This window comes from Trichocoleus sp. FACHB-40 (genome assembly GCF_014695915.1).
GTDB classification, from domain to species: domain Bacteria; phylum Cyanobacteriota; class Cyanobacteriia; order Cyanobacteriales; family FACHB-T130; genus Funiculus; species Funiculus sociatus.
In genome coordinates, this window is sequence record NZ_JACJPF010000036.1 from 151,160 (window position 1) to 167,751 (window position 16,592).

Sequence of the window (16,592 nt, forward strand, 5' to 3'; positions counted from 1 at the left end):
AGTAATGGTTCAACTCCCCGATCGATCTCCCCAAAAATCGCTTTAAAATTTATACACGGGTGGCTCGGTTTCGGTTCCCTGCTTCGACTTCGCGGACTTTTTTGCCTCGCCACATCAAGCGCAACGGTGTTCCCTTAAAGCCTAGCTGTTGTCGGAATTGACGTTCGATGTAGCGACGGTAGTTGTCGTTAAAGCGCTTGGGTTCGTTAACAAATAGCGCGATCGCAGGCGGTTGACTGCTTACCTGAGTGCCGTAGTAGATTTTACCTTGTTTCCCTTGCCTGGTGGTTGGGGGCGAGTGCCAGGAAATCGCTTCTTGTAGCACTTCGTTAATCACGGCGGTGGTTACTCGTCGCTTGTGTTCTTCGGCGGCTACGTTCACCAACTCTAGAATTTTCTCTACTCGTTGTCCAGTGTGAGCGCTGACAAAGATTGTTTCTGCCCACTCGATAAAACTCAGTCGTTGTTTGAAGATTTCTTCAAACTCGTAGATCGTGTGAGAGTCTTTTTCAATAGCGTCCCACTTGTTAACAACAATTACACAAGCTCGCCCTTCTTCGTCAATGCGTCCTGCTAGTTTTTGGTCTTGTTCGGTGACACCATCAACTGCGTCAATTACTAACAGAACCACGTCTGCACGGCGGATAGCTTTGAAGGCGCGATTAATTCCAAAAAATTCTGCGCCGTACTCAACGTTTTTCTTTCGGCGAATTCCTGCTGTATCGATCAAGCGGTAGGTTTTCTCGTCTCGTTCCACAACGGTATCGATAGCATCGCGGGTGGTGCCTGAAATTGGGCTAACGATGGAGCGATTTTCGCCGACAAAGGCGTTCAACAAGCTGGATTTGCCGACATTTGGTCGTCCGACAATGGCAACTTTAATTTCGTCGGTTTCTTCGATTTCTTCTGCACTCGGCAAGTATTTAATTAGTTCGTCAAGTAACTCGCCTGTACCGTTGCCATGAATGCCAGAGACGGGGAAAGGTTCACCTAATCCTAGTTGCCAAAATTCAGAGGCTTGGGTTAAACCTTGTTCTGGTGACTCGCATTTATTGACGGCTAACACTACAGGTACGGTTTGTTGACGCAACCATCGGGCGATCGCTTCATCTGAGGTGGTTAATCCGGCTTGACCGTCCACCACAAATATCGCCGCTTTTGCCTCTGTAAGCGCCAGCATTGCCTGTTCCCGAATCATTGGGAGAAATTCGGTGTCATCATCAAACACTAATCCGCCAGTGTCCACGACTACATACTCCCGATCTTGCCAGAAGGCGCGGCGATAAGTGCGATCGCGTGTCACTCCAGGCTCGTCATGCACAATGGCATCTTGTACACCTGCCAAACGATTGACAATAGTAGATTTGCCCACGTTTGGGCGACCGATAATAGCGACAATTGGCAGGGACATAACGGGGTATAGTCATCCAACGGGATGATGAAAGTTCCAAATTTCCATTGTAACAATCCGGAATAAACCTGCTGTTATTCTTGGGTGCGTTGCAATGAATTCAAAGCCTAAGTCTGGGAAAGTGGTAAGGGCGATCGCATATGCAGCAGTAGTAGCTGTTACTGGGTGCATACCCCAATCTTCTGCAAAACTCGTCAGCTTGGAAAACTCCAGCTTAAATCTTAGTGCGATCGCGGAGTCTGAACCAACCGCCAAGCCTGTTGCCATCCTTACTGGACATCCTAGCTATGTTCAGGCGATCGCTATCACCTCCGATGGGCAGATTCTTGCCAGTAGCGGCGATGACAACAGCATCAAAATTTGGAATTTGGCACAAGGGATACGCATCCGCACCCTCACCGGGCATTCTAAACCAGTTCATGCGATCGCCATTAGCCCATCAGATGTCAGCAAGATGCCTGCGTTACTAGCCTCTGGCAGTTATGATGGCAGCATCAAAATTTGGAATCTCGCCACCGGAGAACTCATCCGTACCCTGACTGGCGATTCCGATTCAGTTCTCTGTCTCGCCATCAGCCCAGATGGGCAAACATTAGCTAGTGGTGGTTTAGACAAAACTATCAAGATTTGGAACCTCCGCACTGGGACACTTATTCGCACCCTGAGTGGGGATTTAGATGCAGTTAATACTGTCAGCTTCAGCCCAGATGGGCGAACATTAGCCAGTGGGAGTGCCGATCAAACTATTAAGCTTTGGAATCCCAACAACGGCATCCGCATTCGCACTCTCGCCGGGCATTCCGACTGGGTTAATTCTGTCACCTTCAGTCCGGATGGGCAAACATTAGCTAGTGGTAGCAATGACGGCACGATCAAGATTTGGAATCTTGTCACCGGAGAACTGCAAAGCACTCTCAAAGGAAAGGCAGTTATGGTTAATTCCGTCGCCTTCAGCCCCAAGGGGCAGACGTTAGCCAGTGGCAGTTTAGATAATACTATCAAGCTGTGGAATTCTCGCACTGGCGAACTCAAAAGCACTCTGGCAGGAGATGACAGCCAAGTAAATTCCTTTGCCTTCAGTCCCGACGGGCAAATAGCGAGTGGCAGTAATGACGGCAGCATTAAGATTTGGCAAGTGCCTGCTCAAGAATGACAAGGAAGGTTTTTCGAGATTAAAAATTTTAACTACCTAACGTGCTAACTTTTGACACGCTTGCTGCCTTGTCCTTTGCAGTTCAAATTCAAAAACGCGATCGCCCATTTAAATAATTTACTCTTCTGGCCGTTAGCAACTACACTTTAGATTTTGAGGGTCAGACGTAAATACCTGCAACAGAGGTGAGTGAGCCATGTACGTATTGATTGGTGGAGCAGGACTGGTCGGGCTGAACTTAGCCCAACAATTAGTAGAATTGGGACACACGGTTGCCGTCATCGATACCGATCCCACCGCCTGCCGCTATGCTCGCGAACAAGTAGGAGCGATGGCTTTTGAAGGCAGTGCTGTCAGTACGCAAGTGCTAATGGAAGCAGGAATTCGCAAGGCAGATGCGCTTGTTGCTGCCCTCCGCAATGATGCTTTAAATTTGGCAATGGTGACACTTGCCAAGCACTATGGCGTCTCCCATATCGTGACTCGGATGCGCCAAAGTGATTTTGCCGAACCTTATCGGATTGCCGGAGCGCATCATGTCATCAGTACGGTTGACTTAGCCGTGACCACGATGGTGAATGCTATCGAATATCCCCAAGTAGAATCGATGATGCACTTTGAGCAGGGTCAGGTAGAAGTCTTCAAACTCAAAGTGCCACCGGAGTCTGACATTGCGGGTCGTACCGTGTTACAAGTCGCTCAGGATTCCCGGTTTCCCAGTGGTTCCTTAATTATTGGCTATCAATCCCATTCCCAAACCGATCTCGTAATTCCGAATGGCAAGACAGTGCTAGAGGCGGGAGCAACCGTGCTAGTAGTCACTAAATCGGAAAAGTTACATCAGGTGATTGATTTCCTAGGTTTGTGTTCTAGTCATCTTCCAAACTTAGAAGTTGCTCGTTAATGGTTTTGATGCGTTCTTGCACCACTTCTTCTGAGAGAATTCGCCTGCGGAGGGCGTCATTGAGTACCTGCTTTTCTGCCAACAGTAATTGCCGACGAATCGTGTCTAATTTTAGGCGATCGCTACTTTCATTAGCAGCATCTTCTGGACGTTGATTATATATCTCCCGCAACGTTCTTTCAGAAGCTGCCACTCGCACCTGATAAGCGGCTCGCATCTCTTCGTAGATTGATTTTGGTAAAACTCCCGATTTCAGGAGACTTTCTAATTCATCCTGCGCTGCTTTGGAAGTCATCAATTGAGCTTGCAATTCTTCGATTTGCTGTCGTGATTCGGAATGGCGATCCAGTTTTAAACGTCGTACAAACCCAGGTAAACTTACTCCCTGTCCCACCAACGACAGCAGCACAATCCCTAAGACAATGACAACCAGCTTATCTCGCCCTGGCAAATTAGCTGGTAAGCTTAACGCCAAGGCAGTTGAAAGCGAACCTTTAATATTGCCCGAAAAGAGAACGTGCCGCCATTTCACCGGAATCGGTTTGTCAAAAAAACGCACTAAATCCAAGAGTGGATAAACGGTAAGCGCCCTCCCGACTTGGTAGGCAATTAGTGCGAGAAGAACGGCGGGTAGCGTCTGCCAAAGGGTGATGAGATTAATCTCTAAGCCGATGAGTAAGAAAATAAAGGTATTGACACCAAACCCGGCGAATTCCCAGAAACTGAACAAAGTGACTTGAGTGGAAGCAGAGGTACTGCGAGAAACCCCCAGGTTGCCTACAATCAGTCCTGCCACCACAACCGCAACCACGCCGGATACGTGGAAAAATTCGCCTAATTGGAAGGCTCCCAGCGCTACGGCAATCGTGAGTAGAATCACGCTGAGAGGATCGTCTGCTTGGCTAAATAAACCAATACTTAGGTAGCCCAAGGCTAAGCCAACTAAGATTCCGCCGACAATCACGAACAAAAATGCTTGTACGACATCGAGGGGCGTTAGTGACCCAGTTGAATTTGCAGTCAAAATCAGGCTAAATAAAACCAGCGCCACATCATCGTTGACTAAGCTTTCACCTTCTACGAGCGTGACCAGTCGGTGGGGAACAGACACTTCCTTGAAAACCGCAATCACTAAGGCGGTATCTGTAATTGACAAAATGACCCCAACCAGCAGGGCGGGAACCCAATCTAAGCCCAGTTCTAGTTTCAGCAAGACTGAGGTGATGGCAGCGCAGAGGGGAAATCCCACTCCTGCTAGCAAGGCAATCGGTTTAAACGTGCTGCGTAGGCGACTGATATCGGTATTAATTGCCGATTCAAAGAGTAGAATCGGCAAAAAAAGATTAAAAATTAGGGCGGAATCCAGACGGATGCGACCTGGCAAAAGCTCTGTAATCGCCAACCCTGCCAATACTAAACCTGTAATGTAGGGAATCCGTAATCGTCGAGATAGTAGGGCAACCCCGGTGGCAACCAACAACAAGACGATCAGAAAAATTACTAATTCAGCAACAGTTCCCTGATTCTCGCTGCCTGCGACCGTTGGGACTGCCATGAGCGATCGCTCGCTTAGCCACTGCATAGCACGTACTCACAAGTGATTAACGATACATATAGGGCCAGGTTCTACAGAACTGCCCTTAGTATCTTAAAGGATGAGCTACGATGCTTTTGTTCTAAGTTATAGCGATCGCTTTAAATGCCAAATTGAAGGGAACAAAGCGATCGCCCGTTTAGTGGCAGAACTAATCAGCCGATTACTATACCATTTCCTCCAGTTCTTTACCTTTAGTTTCCTTAATCAGCAGCAAAACGAAGAACAGGGAAATCGCCGCAGCAGTCGTATACAAGCCATAGGCAAAACCTAAACCCACATCCTTGAGAGGCGGAAAGCTGGTGGATACCGCAAAGTTGGCAATCCACTGGGCGGCGGCAGCTAATGATAGGGCAGCCCCGCGAATTCTATTGTTAAACATTTCTCCTAGCATCACCCAAACGACTGGCCCCCAAGAGAAGCCGAAGCAGAAGACGTAGAGGTTAGCCGCTACCAGAGCAATTATGCCAGAGTTTCCGGTTAGGGCGGGATTCCCAGCAGCATCTAGGGGCGCGCTGCCAAAGGTTGTCGCCAGCGTTCCTAGGGTCAGAGTCATGCCCAGAGAACCCAGAATTAGCAGAGGTTTGCGTCCAAACTTGTCCACGAAAGCGATCGCTACTAGCGTTGTCACAATATTGGTGACACTGGTAATCACCGTAATCCACAACGAATCCTTCTCGGAAAAGCCTACCGCCTGCCACAGCACGCTGCTGTAGTAGAAAATCACGTTAATCCCCACCAACTGTTGTAGTACAGATAACCCAATACCAATCCAGACAATCGATAGTAAACCATGCCTGCCTACTAAATCGGACAGTTGAGGTTTGCGTTCCCGCAATACCGTCTGCCGGATCTCCTGTATTTTAGCCTGAACATCTCCACCCAAAACCTTTGCCAAAACGGAAGCCGCTTCTGCTTCCCGGCCTTGGGCGACCAAGTAGCGGGGTGACTCTGGAATCCGCAGTGCGCCTACTGCGTAGGCAATGGCAGCTGGGATCTCAGTCCAGAACATCCAACGCCAAGCCGGGACTCCGAACCAGAAGGGCGCTTCAGCGGAACCAGCAGCGACAGCGATGAAGTAGTCGCACAGCAAGGCGATGAATATCCCGGTAACGATCGCAAGTTGCTGGAGAGAACCGAGTCGTCCGCGCAAGTGTGCAGGGGAAACTTCGGCAATGTATGCGGGAGCAATCACACTGGCAGCACCGACAGCCACTCCACCTACTAATCGCCAAACCATGAAATCCCAAATATTAAACGCAATACCGGAACCTACGGCGCTGATAAAAAACATAATAGCTGCGACGATCATCGTTTTTACCCGCCCGTAACGATCGGCAAGCTGCCCGGCAAAGAAGGCTCCCACCGCCGAACCCAGTAGTGCGGAGGAAACGGCGAATCCCGTTGCTACACTACCCGCTTGAAAATCTTTTCCCAAAGCTGCTACTGCACCATTAATTACGGCAGTATCAAAACCAAACAAAAAACCGCCAATTGCAGCTACCAGCGCCAGCATCAGCACATAGGATGTGCTGGCTTTAGGCATAACAGGTTTGTTGTGAATAGTCATTTGTTAATTCCTAAGTCAAACGCCAATGCAAAGCTAAATTGATTTCGATTTGCTCATCCATGCGAACTTGGAAACGCAAAGCCTGCCAAGGGATAGAAAGCAACTTATAGGTTGCTTTCTATCCCGGCAATCTCTCATGTACGAGGGCAATTTTTACTTTTGTTAACTATGGTGACAATGAGCGGATTTGTGTGATACTTCAGCTTCCGTGTTTAATGGGAGAACTGATATAAACTGGATTATGAAAAGAATGTAAATTTATTCGTCACCATAAGAACATTGTTTGACCTCATACCGTTACTAGCATCAATCTTTAGGATTAAAGCAGCGAACGTGTAAGAAACTGTAAGATTCAGTGAAGAAACTTAACACAACAGCCTGATTTAAGTAAATGTCAGAAAATACAGAATCTTCAGGTTGTAAATTATATTTTCAATTAGAGATAAGAAGAGGGATTTATCTAGAAACAAACCCTCCCCTCAAAAATACACCATCTATAGCAATCCTATTTGAGTTGTAAGGTGCCAGCCTTTCAGATACCTGACTTCTTTAGAAAAGTCGGGTATCTCGCCTTCAGAAAGCAGTTTTACAACTCAATTATGATTGCTACATCACAATTACCAATTAGTATCACAAGAGTTAGTACCTTTATAATGAGGGCATTATAAATATATTCATGTTGCAATGAAGAAACTATTAGTCACAGGTGCCAGTGGTTTTTTGGGATGGCATCTTTGCCAAGCCAAACAAGAATGGGAAATTTATGGAACCTATTTTTCCCATGCAATAGACATTCCCGGCGTAAACCTGTTGAAAGTTGACTTAAAAGATTTTCAGGAACTAAAGCGTATTTTTAGCCAAATTAAACCAGATGCAGTTATTCATACTGCTGCACAATCTAGCCCAAATTATTGTCAAAATAATCCTGAAGAAACCCACTTAATCAACGTAACAGCATCTGCCAATATTGCCGGACTTTGCGCGGATTATTCTATACCTTGCGTTTTTACTTCAACCGACCTAGTTTTCAATGGCTTAAACCCTCCCTATAAAGAAACAGATTCGGTGTCTCCTGTCAACCTATACGGCGAACAAAAAGTCATGGCAGAGTCAGGAATGTTAGAACGTTATCCGATGACCGCAGTTTGCCGTATGCCTTTAATGTTTGGGAATGCGACACCCACAGCTATCAGCTTTATTCAGCCATTTATCCAAACTTTGAAGGAGGGAAAAGAGCTACGTTTATTTATAGATGAATTCCGCACTCCAGTTAGTGGGGTAACTGCGGCTCAAGGGCTTTTATTAGCATTAGATAAAGCCCGTGGTATCATTCATTTAGGTGGGAAAGAACGAATATCGCGTTATGATTTCGGTCGCTTATTAGTGGAGGTGTTTAAGCTTCCTGACGTAGGGCTTAAATCCGGCAAGCAAAAAGATGTGAAAATGGCTGCACCACGACCACCAGATGTTTCTTTAGATAGTTCAAAAGCTTTTTCGCTAGGATATTCGCCTTTATCTGTGCGGGAAGAATTAGAGGCGTTACGGGAGAAGTGATAAATGTCCTGGCGAATAGAATTCGCGGCTACACATACCAAACCCGCCGGCGCGGGTTTCAATTTATTAGTCCGCGACGGCGGAATTTGCCTGTATAGATGCGATTTATAATCGCGTATTAATTTATAAATACTTCACTAACGAGCTTGATATGCTTGCCAAAAATAAAGCCCATTTGTGACCAAAAACACTGGCATTACTACAGAGAAAAAATCGACGCTCAATTCAGCCGAATGTCCCAAGCTTACCTGGATAATCTGCCATTCTATAAATGCAAGTATCCACATAAACTCTGCCTTATTCCAGTCTAATAAATTAACAGCTAGCTGATATTGTTTGGCGACATTCTGCTCTGTAATTCCCCAAGTATAATTAAAAGTATGGGGAAACTGACGCAGCACTGTAAACGCTACATAAACTAAAATAGCTAAGCTGGGGAAAAGCCAGATTAATTTTTTGCTACCCGTAGCATCTGGTTTGCCTCCCATCTCAAAATGGATGGGAATACTGTTGGGTAGATTTGCCCAAGATTGCAGGGTGATTACAATGATGCAGAAAATCCCTGCAACTGCGGCTATTTCTAGTACCCAACCAATAGGCGATCGCGCTATCGTCAAAATCGGTCGTTGATTTGATGGATTCCTAGTCATAGGGTAAATTGCTAGGCGATAACGGCATATATTTAAAACACAGTTTATCTCTAAAGTCAATCGTCCTAATTAGAGAAAAGTTAGTAAAGCCATCAATCTTAACATTGGCAGATAGAGGGTTGATGGGCTACAACAAAATGGCAAGCATAGCCAACCTGTGACAGATGGTACTTGGATTTACAGCAGCAAAGATTGCAGAAATTGCCTTTGGCGGAATGATAGAAGGTGGCGCTGGTAAGTTGACGGAAATCGCCATTGAAAAGTTAAATCTGCTACGCCAGAAGATTTGGAATCAATTATGGGGTAATCCGGAGGCAGAAAGAGCCATTAAAGCCGTTGAGCAAGGCTCGAAGTCCGAATTAGTGCAGGTTACTGAATATTTGCAGGCTTGCATGGATAAAGAGCCAACCTTTGCCCAAGAGATTCAAGCACTTGCCAGGGAAATTAATGACAGCAACCTGGAAGACAACAGCAGCATGAATCAGAGTAACTACGACAGCAGTAAAGGCTATCAAGTCAAAGCTGATACAGTTGGGCATATTGGTGACGTTATCCATAACCCCTGACTGCTGGTAGTCAACCAGGGAATAAACCCTCAACCAGTTCAAAACTCAGCTAACCTCGATGAAAGGCACCCCAGCTTGGATTATTGGCAAGGGCGCACGGAGGAAAGGCAGAAAATCCGGGAATGGATGGCGGATGGAAATATCCGACTGATCGGTATTACGGGTTTGGGTGGCTTTGGCAAATCTACTTTGGCTGTCAAAATCTACGAAGAAGATAGCGCAGAGTTTATCCGAATAGGTTGGGTAGATATCAATCGCCGCGTGACTTTTACCGAGTGGGCGCGACGAGTCTTGCAGCGCTTGGGACTTTCCCCGCCAACTGTGGAGGCAATTCCAGAATTGTCGCTGGTGGATGTGTTGGTGAACCATCTGCGGGAGGGGCGGTATTTACTTGTCATAGACAACCTAGAAAGTCTGTTGCAACCAGATGGGCAATGGTTGGATACTATCTACGAGCAGTTTTTTCACGGTTGGTTGGGATGTGGCGGTAAGAGTGTCATTCTGGTAACGACGCGGGAACGCCCGGATTTGCCAGAAATTAGGTTGCAATGGCTTCCTTTGCCGGGATTGTCACCAGCAGAGGGGGCTAATTTGTTGAGGGCTTTGGGGATTCTGGGGACTGAGACAGAATTGCAAGAGTTTGCGAAAAAGGCAGAGGGGCATCCCTTGCTGCTGACGCTGGTAGCAAATTTTTTGATAAAAGAGGAAGAACCAAATCCGCACATTAGCTACTTACAGAAGTATGGTTTGGCTAACGTACCCCAGCTAGTGACTGACGAGAAGCTGAAAGGGTTGCACCGGGGCAAAATTGATATTTGGATGCGCCTGGTGTTAGATGCCAGCTTTAACCGACTCAGTGACAAGTTGCAAAGACTGCTACTAAATTTGAGTGTCTATCGGATTCCTTTTAATACTGCCGCAGCAGATGCCCAGTTGCCGGGAGAGAATGTATCGGAGCAGGATCTAAGGCAGTTGGCTAGGCGTTCTCTGTTACAGGAGGAAAGGGACAACAAAGGGGGGCGATGGTTTCAGTTTCACCCGTTCATTTTGGTGTATGTCAAACAAAAGGCGGGCGATCTAACCGAGGCGCACCAAAAGGCAATTGCATACTACAAAGAAAATGCCAAATCAGAACCCTGGCAGACAAAAAGTGATGTAGCAGAATACTTAGAAGTTTTCTATCACTGTTATCAGTTGGGAGAGTATGATGACGCCTTCAAGACTATTCGCCTGTGTGACTATTTTCTAAGTTTACGAGGTTACAACACTGACCTAGTTGAACTGTACGGGAAGTTAGTTGAAACATGGCAGCAAAATAACTCCAAGAGTTGGGAATTCGCAGCTTCTCTGGCTAGTTTGGGCAATGCTTACGATTTTCTGGGACAATCCCAACTAGCAATTGATTACCATCAGCAGTCCCTGGCAATAACACGGGAGATTGGATATCGCGATGGGGAGGTGGCTTATCTCAATAATTTGGGCAATGCTTACGATTTTCTGGGACAATCCCAACTAGCAATTGATTACCATCAGCAGTCCCTGGCAATAACACGAGAGATTGGCGATCCCGATGGGGAGGTGGCTTATCTCAATAATATGGGCAGTGCTTACCGTTCTCTGGGACAATACCCACTAGCAATTGATTACCATCAGCAGTCCCTGGCAATAACACGGGAGATTGGCAATCGCGATGGGGAGGCGGCTTCTCTCAATAATTTGGGCAATGCTTACAATTTTCTGCGACAATACCCACTAGCAATTGATTACTATCAGCAGTCTCTGGCAATATTCCGGGAGATTGGCGCTCGCAATAGGGAAGCCCATTCTCTCAATAATTTGGGCAGTGCTTACGATTTTCTGGGACAATCCCAACTAGCAATTGATTACCATCAGCAGTCCCTGGCAATAACACGGGAGATTGGATATCGCGATGGGGAGGCGGCTTCTCTCAATAATTTGGGCGATGCTTACCGTTCTCTGGGACAATACCCACTAGCAATTGAATACTATCAGCAGTCCCTGGCAATAACACGGGAAATTGGCAATCGCAATGGGGAAGCGACTTATCTCATAGGTTTGGGCAGTGCTTACCATTCTCTGGGACAATACTCACTGGCAATTGAATACTATCAGCAGTCCCTGGCAATAAAGCGGGAAACTGGCAATCGCAAGGGAGAAGCGATTTCTCTCATAGGTTTGGGCAATGCTTACCGTTCTCTGGGACAATACTCACTGGCAATTGAATACTATCAGCAGTCTCTGGCAATATTCCGGGAGATTGGCGATCGCAATGGGGAAGCTGTTTCTCTCGGTAATTTGGGCGCTGCTTACGATTCTCTGGGACAATCCCAACAAGCAATTGATTACCATCAGCAGTCTCTGGCAATATTCCGGGAGATTGGCGGCCGCAATGGGGAAGCGACTTCTTTATTTAATTTAGGAACGACCTTGGCAAAGCTAGGTCGAAAATTAGAAGCCCTTGCTGCTTACCAAAATGCCTGCGATCTGTATCAAGTAATGGGACTGGGTGCAGATGTCCAAAATGCTAACAATGCAATTCAAAGCCTTTTCAGAAAGACTAACATTTGGATGAGTTTGCCAAAAGCTATAGTTAACTTTTTATTACGATGGGTTAATCGCCTATGGCGACTACTACACACTTTCCTTCGGCAGCGATGAGTCAAGGACGATACCCCTTTTTCGTTCTCTGCGCCTATGCGGTTTAAAAAAAGATGCGATCGCACTCACCAATCAATAAGTGCGATCGCGTTTTCTTTCAAACAATACTAGCCTTGTGAATAAGCTTCCATTGGGAGACAAGAGCAAACTAAATTGCGATCGCCAAAAGCATTATCGATACGTCCGACAGCAGGCCAAAACTTGTGTTCGCGTGTCCAAGGCGCAGGGTAAGCCGCTTGTTCGCGAGAGTAAGGATGGTTCCATTCGGAAGTTATCAGACTTTCTGCGGTATGAGGTGCATTCTTCAAGACATTATCTTGAGCATCTACTTTACCCGATTCAATTTCCTCTATCTCTTGACGAATAGATATCATTGCATCGCAAAAACGGTCTAACTCTTCTTTCGATTCGCTTTCCGTTGGTTCCACCATCATCGTACCCGCGACAGGCCAAGAGACAGTAGGCGCGTGGAAACCGTAGTCCATCAGACGCTTAGCGATGTCATCTACTTCGATTCCGGCGGATTTTTTAAGCGATCTCAAGTCTAAAATACACTCATGCGCCACTAAACCCGCTTTCCCCTTGTATAAAACCGGGTAGTAACTTTCTAAACGACGGGCGATGTAGTTAGCATTCAAAATTGCCACCTTGGTTGCATCCGTCAAACCCGCGCCACCCATCATGGCGATGTACATCCAAGAAATCGTCAAGATGCTGGCGCTACCCCAAGGCGCAGCAGAAACAGCGCCCATCGATTTTGGATTATTCGCATCCATTTTGACAACAGAATGTCCAGGTAGGAATGGTACTAGATGCGGTGCGACACCAATTGGCCCCATACCAGGGCCACCGCCGCCGTGAGGGATGCAGAAAGTTTTATGCAAATTTAGGTGACAAACATCCGCCCCGAAGTCTCCCGGACGGCACAGCCCGACTTGAGCGTTCATATTCGCCCCGTCCATATAGACTTGTCCGCCGTTAGCATGGATGACATTGCAGATTTCCCGAATCGGTTCCTCGAATACGCCGTGAGTGGAGGGATATGTCACCATCAAGGCGGCGAGTTCTGACTTGTGTTTCTGGGCTTTAGCTTTAAGATCGTCTAAGTCCACATTGCCTTGAGTGTCGCAGTTAACTGGCACTACTTTCATCCCACACATCACCGCACTTGCAGGATTTGTTCCGTGCGCTGATTGGGGAATTAGACAGATATTGCGGTGTGTTTCACCGCGACTTTCGTGATACTGACGAATTACTAAAAGTCCTGCATATTCCCCTTGAGAACCAGCATTCGGTTGCAGAGAAATTCCCGCAAAACCTGTGATTTCCGCTAACCATTCCTCAAGCTGCTGGAAGAGAACTTGATAACCCCGCGTTTGCGACTGGGGGGCGAAAGGATGAATTTTGCCAAATTCAGACCAAGTTACAGGTAGCATCTCAGATGTTGCATTCAGCTTCATCGTGCATGATCCCAAGGGAATCATAGATGTAGTTAAAGACAGATCCTTTGCTTGCAAACGGTGCATATAACGCAAAAGTTCTGTTTCCGAGTGATAGCGGTTAAAGACGGGATGAGTGAGATAGTTGCTGGTACGGGAGAAGGGGGAGTTAGATTTTGGTGCTAACTCTTCAACTGTGAAGGGTAGGGAATCGGAAAGGGCGAAAATCTCTAATAAATCGATGACATCTGAGAGTGTAGTTGTTTCGTCTAGAGTAATCCCGATAGTTGTATCTATCCGCAGGTTAATTTGACGGGCTTGGCAACGTTGGAGAATTTCTTCTAAGTTGCGAGCGCGTAAGCGATGCGTAGCATTATCGCCTAATTCTACTCGCAATGTATCAAAATAATTCTCACTACCAATGCTGTAACCTAGTCGCTTCAGTCCTTCTGCCAGAAGTACCGTCAGATTATGAATATTTTCGGCAATATTTCTCAATCCTGCTGGCCCATGATAGACCGCATACATACCCGCCATCACCGCCAGTAGAACTTGGGCGGTACAAATATTACTCGTAGCTTTATCGCGGCGGATATGCTGTTCGCGGGTTTGCAAGGCGAGACGCAGTGCAGGGTTTCCTTGGGAATCTTTAGAAACGCCGACAATTCGCCCCGGAACTTGTCGCTTATACTCTTCTTTGGTGGCGAAGTAAGCGGCATGAGGCCCCCCATAGCCCAAGGGAATACCGAAGCGCTGAGTGCTTCCTACCGCGATATCAGCCCCAAATTCTCCAGGGGGTGTAAGCAGAGTTAAACTCAAGGGGTCGGCTGCGACTGTAACTAAGGCACCGACTGCATGAGCTTTTTCGACAAAACTCCGGTAGTCGTAAATTGTGCCATCGCTGGCGGGATATTGCAAAAGTACGCCGAAAACAGGTTGCTGGAAGTCAAAGGTTTGAAAGTCGCCGACAATGACATCAATACCCAACGGTATAGCCCGTGTTTGCACGACTTCGATAGTTTGGGGATGGCAGTCTTTTGAGACGAAGAACGCATTTGCCTTATTTTTGCAGATGCCATAACTCATCGTCATCGCTTCGGCGGCGGCGGTTGCTTCATCGAGTAAGGAAGCATTGGCAATTTCCAAACCTGTGAGGTCTATAATCATTGTCTGGAAATTCAGCAACGCTTCCAGACGACCTTGGGCAATTTCTGCTTGATAGGGAGTGTATGCTGTGTACCAGCCGGGATTCTCTAGGATATTGCGCTGGATGACAGGCGGGGTGATACAGTCGTGATAGCCCATGCCGATGTATGAGCGGAATACCTGATTTTTCGAGGCGATTTGTTTGAGGAGCGCGATCGCTGCGTACTCGCTTTTTGGTTCTGGTAACTGTAGACTTCCCTTAAGGCGAATCGTCTGCGGAACCGTCTTCTCAACCAGCGCATCAAGGTCTTTCAGCCCCAACACCTCCAGCATTTGCCCCACTTCATCGGGGTTTGGGCCAATATGCCTGTCTGCAAAAGAAATCGATTGCCTTATTCCTTCCATCACTTGCTGACGGCTAGACTGCGTTTGAGCGGTATAATATGCCATTTGCTCTCCAGAATTGTCTGCTTATTACTTTGTAACAGTAATTTCAGAGTCAGGAGTTGGGAAAAGTTTGAAGTTTGAATGAAGAGAATGTTTTCAAAACTCAAAACTAGAGACGCGATATATCGCGTCTCCATGTAAAACTCTTATTCCCCTTCCACCTGGACTCGATACTCATCCGCCGTCAGCGCTTCATCCAGTTCATCGGGGTCATTGATGCGAACTTTCAACAACCAACCCTCTCCATAAGGGTCTTCTCCCAGATGCTCTGGAGCTTCTACAATGACATCATTGCGCTCAATAACCGTACCGCTGATTGGCGCATACATATCTTCAACCGCTTTCACTGATTCAATTGTGCCAAAGCTGGCTCCCTTTTGTAGGGCATCGCCCACGTCTGGCAACTCCAAAAACACTATATCGCCCATCTGATCGACAGCAAAGGCACTAATGCCAATTGTGGCAATTTCGCCTTCTAGCCGCACATACTCGTGGGAGTCTAAATACTTCAAGTCATCAGGGTATTCCAGAGCCATCTCACTTCCTCATCAGTACGCTGAAACTAGCTTAAGTTAGCCATTAAGTTTACAGCTTTCAGACTTAGAATCAGCACAATTATGGATAAACAAAAGCTCTATCGTCTACTATTTGGCGAATTTTCCTTGAAAAGACTGGCCTTTTCCGCAATCTTTATCTATGCTTTTCTTTGCTTCTATGCCTACTTTTTTTCAGACCGGATGATTTTTTTGCCGCAACCTTCTAGCTATCAAGACAGTGGGGAGATTATCAAGCTAACGACTGCGGATGGCGTGAAAATCTCAGCGGTGCATCTGCCTAATCCTAGCGCTACCTACACAATGCTATACAGCCACGGCAATGCGGAAGACCTGGGAGACAGTCTACCGGGTTTAAGAGAACTGCGGGATATGGGCTTTGCTGTCTTTAGCTACGATTATCGCGGTTATGGCACCAGTCAGGGAACTCCCACTGAAGCCAATGTTTATCGGGATATTGATGCCGCCTATAATTATCTAACTCAGCAGTTGGGTGTCCTGCCAAATCGGATTATTGTCTATGGGCGTTCTGTGGGTAGTGGCCCGGCTGTTGATTTGGCTTCTCGCAAGGCTGTTGCTGGTTTAATTTTGGAAACTCCGTTTCTTAGCGCGTTTCGGGTGCTGACGCGGATTCCGATTGTGCCTTTTGATAAGTTTAATAATATTAGCAAGATTAAAAAGGTGCTTTCTCCAGTGCTGGTGATGCACGGGAGGCTGGACGAAGTTGTACCATTTTGGCACGGGGAGCAACTTTTTGCCGCAGCAAATGAACCCAAGCGCTCTTTTTGGGTGGATACTGCACGTCACAATGATCTAGCGTGGGTTGCTGGCGAGTCGTATGCGAAAACTTTGCGGGAGTTTGCCCAGTCTATTTCTCTGGTTAAGAGTTTCTGATTCTTAACGAGTAACGAGTAACTATTCCACT

12 protein-coding genes are annotated in these 16,592 nt (G+C 46.8%); 6 read left to right on the forward strand and 6 right to left on the reverse strand.

The genetic code is table 11. The features are described 5' to 3' along the window. Positions 1–49 precede the first annotated feature (49 nt). Positions 50–1,411: a ribosome biogenesis GTPase Der gene (gene der, locus H6F63_RS05265; protein ID WP_190635463.1), complete on the reverse strand. Its 1,362-nt coding sequence runs from the start codon at positions 1,409–1,411 to the stop codon at positions 50–52. Positions 1,412–1,505: 94 nt separating this feature from the next. On the opposite strand from der, the gene H6F63_RS05270 reads away from it, so the two are divergent. After that, on the forward strand, positions 1,506–2,564 hold the full coding sequence (locus H6F63_RS05270) for a WD40 repeat domain-containing protein (RefSeq protein WP_190635465.1): 1,059 nt from the start codon (positions 1,506–1,508) through the stop codon (positions 2,562–2,564). 196 nt (positions 2,565–2,760) lie between these two features. Next, positions 2,761–3,468, forward strand: coding sequence for a TrkA family potassium uptake protein (locus tag H6F63_RS05275; protein WP_190635467.1), 708 nt, complete (start codon positions 2,761–2,763; stop codon positions 3,466–3,468). On the opposite strand, the gene H6F63_RS05280 is transcribed toward H6F63_RS05275, so the two are convergent. Both H6F63_RS05280 and H6F63_RS05285 read right to left on the reverse strand, forming a co-directional pair. After that, positions 3,434–5,023 (reverse strand): sodium:proton antiporter, encoded by a 1,590-nt coding sequence (locus H6F63_RS05280; protein ID WP_199297747.1) that lies wholly within the window; start codon positions 5,021–5,023, stop codon positions 3,434–3,436. The genes H6F63_RS05275 and H6F63_RS05280 overlap by 35 nt on opposite strands. Positions 5,024–5,228: 205 nt before the next feature. Beyond that, a complete protein-coding gene (locus H6F63_RS05285) occupies positions 5,229–6,632 on the reverse strand; it encodes a sugar porter family MFS transporter (protein ID WP_190635471.1) in 1,404 nt (467 codons plus the stop codon). 684 nt (positions 6,633–7,316) lie between these two features. On the opposite strand from H6F63_RS05285, the gene H6F63_RS05290 reads away from it, so the two are divergent. After that, positions 7,317–8,186, forward strand: a complete 870-nt coding sequence (locus H6F63_RS05290; RefSeq protein WP_190635473.1) for an NAD(P)-dependent oxidoreductase — start codon at positions 7,317–7,319, stop codon at positions 8,184–8,186. Positions 8,187–8,323: 137 nt separating this feature from the next. On the opposite strand, the gene H6F63_RS05295 is transcribed toward H6F63_RS05290, so the two are convergent. Beyond that, positions 8,324–8,836 carry a DUF1648 domain-containing protein gene (locus H6F63_RS05295; RefSeq protein ID WP_190635475.1) on the reverse strand — a complete coding sequence of 171 codons (513 nt, stop codon included), beginning with the start codon at positions 8,834–8,836 and terminating at the stop codon, positions 8,324–8,326. Between the two features lie 164 nt (positions 8,837–9,000). Here H6F63_RS05295 and H6F63_RS05300 point away from each other — a divergent pair, with 164 nt between their 5' ends. Further along, positions 9,001–9,402: a hypothetical protein gene (locus tag H6F63_RS05300; RefSeq protein ID WP_199297696.1), complete on the forward strand. Its 402-nt coding sequence runs from the start codon at positions 9,001–9,003 to the stop codon at positions 9,400–9,402. Between the two features lie 75 nt (positions 9,403–9,477). Beyond that, on the forward strand, positions 9,478–12,081 hold the full coding sequence (locus H6F63_RS05305; protein WP_190635478.1) for a tetratricopeptide repeat protein: 2,604 nt from the start codon (positions 9,478–9,480) through the stop codon (positions 12,079–12,081). A gap of 107 nt (positions 12,082–12,188) precedes the next feature. Here the strand turns inward: H6F63_RS05305 and gcvP are convergent, their stop codons facing one another. Next, positions 12,189–15,116: an aminomethyl-transferring glycine dehydrogenase gene (gene gcvP, locus H6F63_RS05310; RefSeq protein WP_190635480.1), complete on the reverse strand. Its 2,928-nt coding sequence runs from the start codon at positions 15,114–15,116 to the stop codon at positions 12,189–12,191. A 143-nt stretch (positions 15,117–15,259) separates the two neighbouring features. After that, positions 15,260–15,649 carry a glycine cleavage system protein GcvH gene (gene gcvH, locus H6F63_RS05315; RefSeq protein WP_190420476.1) on the reverse strand — a complete coding sequence of 130 codons (390 nt, stop codon included), beginning with the start codon at positions 15,647–15,649 and terminating at the stop codon, positions 15,260–15,262. Positions 15,650–15,730: 81 nt separating this feature from the next. On the opposite strand from gcvH, the gene H6F63_RS05320 reads away from it, so the two are divergent. Beyond that, the gene (locus tag H6F63_RS05320) at positions 15,731–16,561 is read left to right on the forward strand and encodes an alpha/beta hydrolase (protein ID WP_190635482.1); all 831 of its coding nucleotides are present in this window, start codon (positions 15,731–15,733) and stop codon (positions 16,559–16,561) included. Positions 16,562–16,592 lie beyond the last annotated feature (31 nt).

Bases quoted from the DNA above. Each gene is read 5' to 3' on its own strand.
- der (WP_190635463.1), bottom strand. From the start codon at position 1,411: ATGTCCCTGCCAATTGTCGCTATTATCGGTCGCCCAAACGTGGGCAAA.
- H6F63_RS05270 (WP_190635465.1), top strand. From the start codon at position 1,506: ATGAATTCAAAGCCTAAGTCTGGGAAAGTGGTAAGGGCGATCGCATAT.
- H6F63_RS05275 (WP_190635467.1), top strand. From the start codon at position 2,761: ATGTACGTATTGATTGGTGGAGCAGGACTGGTCGGGCTGAACTTAGCC.
- H6F63_RS05280 (WP_199297747.1), bottom strand. From the start codon at position 5,023: ATGGCAGTCCCAACGGTCGCAGGCAGCGAGAATCAGGGAACTGTTGCT.
- H6F63_RS05285 (WP_190635471.1), bottom strand. From the start codon at position 6,632: ATGACTATTCACAACAAACCTGTTATGCCTAAAGCCAGCACATCCTAT.
- H6F63_RS05290 (WP_190635473.1), top strand. From the start codon at position 7,317: ATGAAGAAACTATTAGTCACAGGTGCCAGTGGTTTTTTGGGATGGCAT.
- H6F63_RS05295 (WP_190635475.1), bottom strand. From the start codon at position 8,836: ATGACTAGGAATCCATCAAATCAACGACCGATTTTGACGATAGCGCGA.
- H6F63_RS05300 (WP_199297696.1), top strand. From the start codon at position 9,001: ATGGTACTTGGATTTACAGCAGCAAAGATTGCAGAAATTGCCTTTGGC.
- gcvP (WP_190635480.1), bottom strand. From the start codon at position 15,116: ATGGCATATTATACCGCTCAAACGCAGTCTAGCCGTCAGCAAGTGATG.
- gcvH (WP_190420476.1), bottom strand. From the start codon at position 15,649: ATGGCTCTGGAATACCCTGATGACTTGAAGTATTTAGACTCCCACGAG.
- H6F63_RS05320 (WP_190635482.1), top strand. From the start codon at position 15,731: ATGGATAAACAAAAGCTCTATCGTCTACTATTTGGCGAATTTTCCTTG.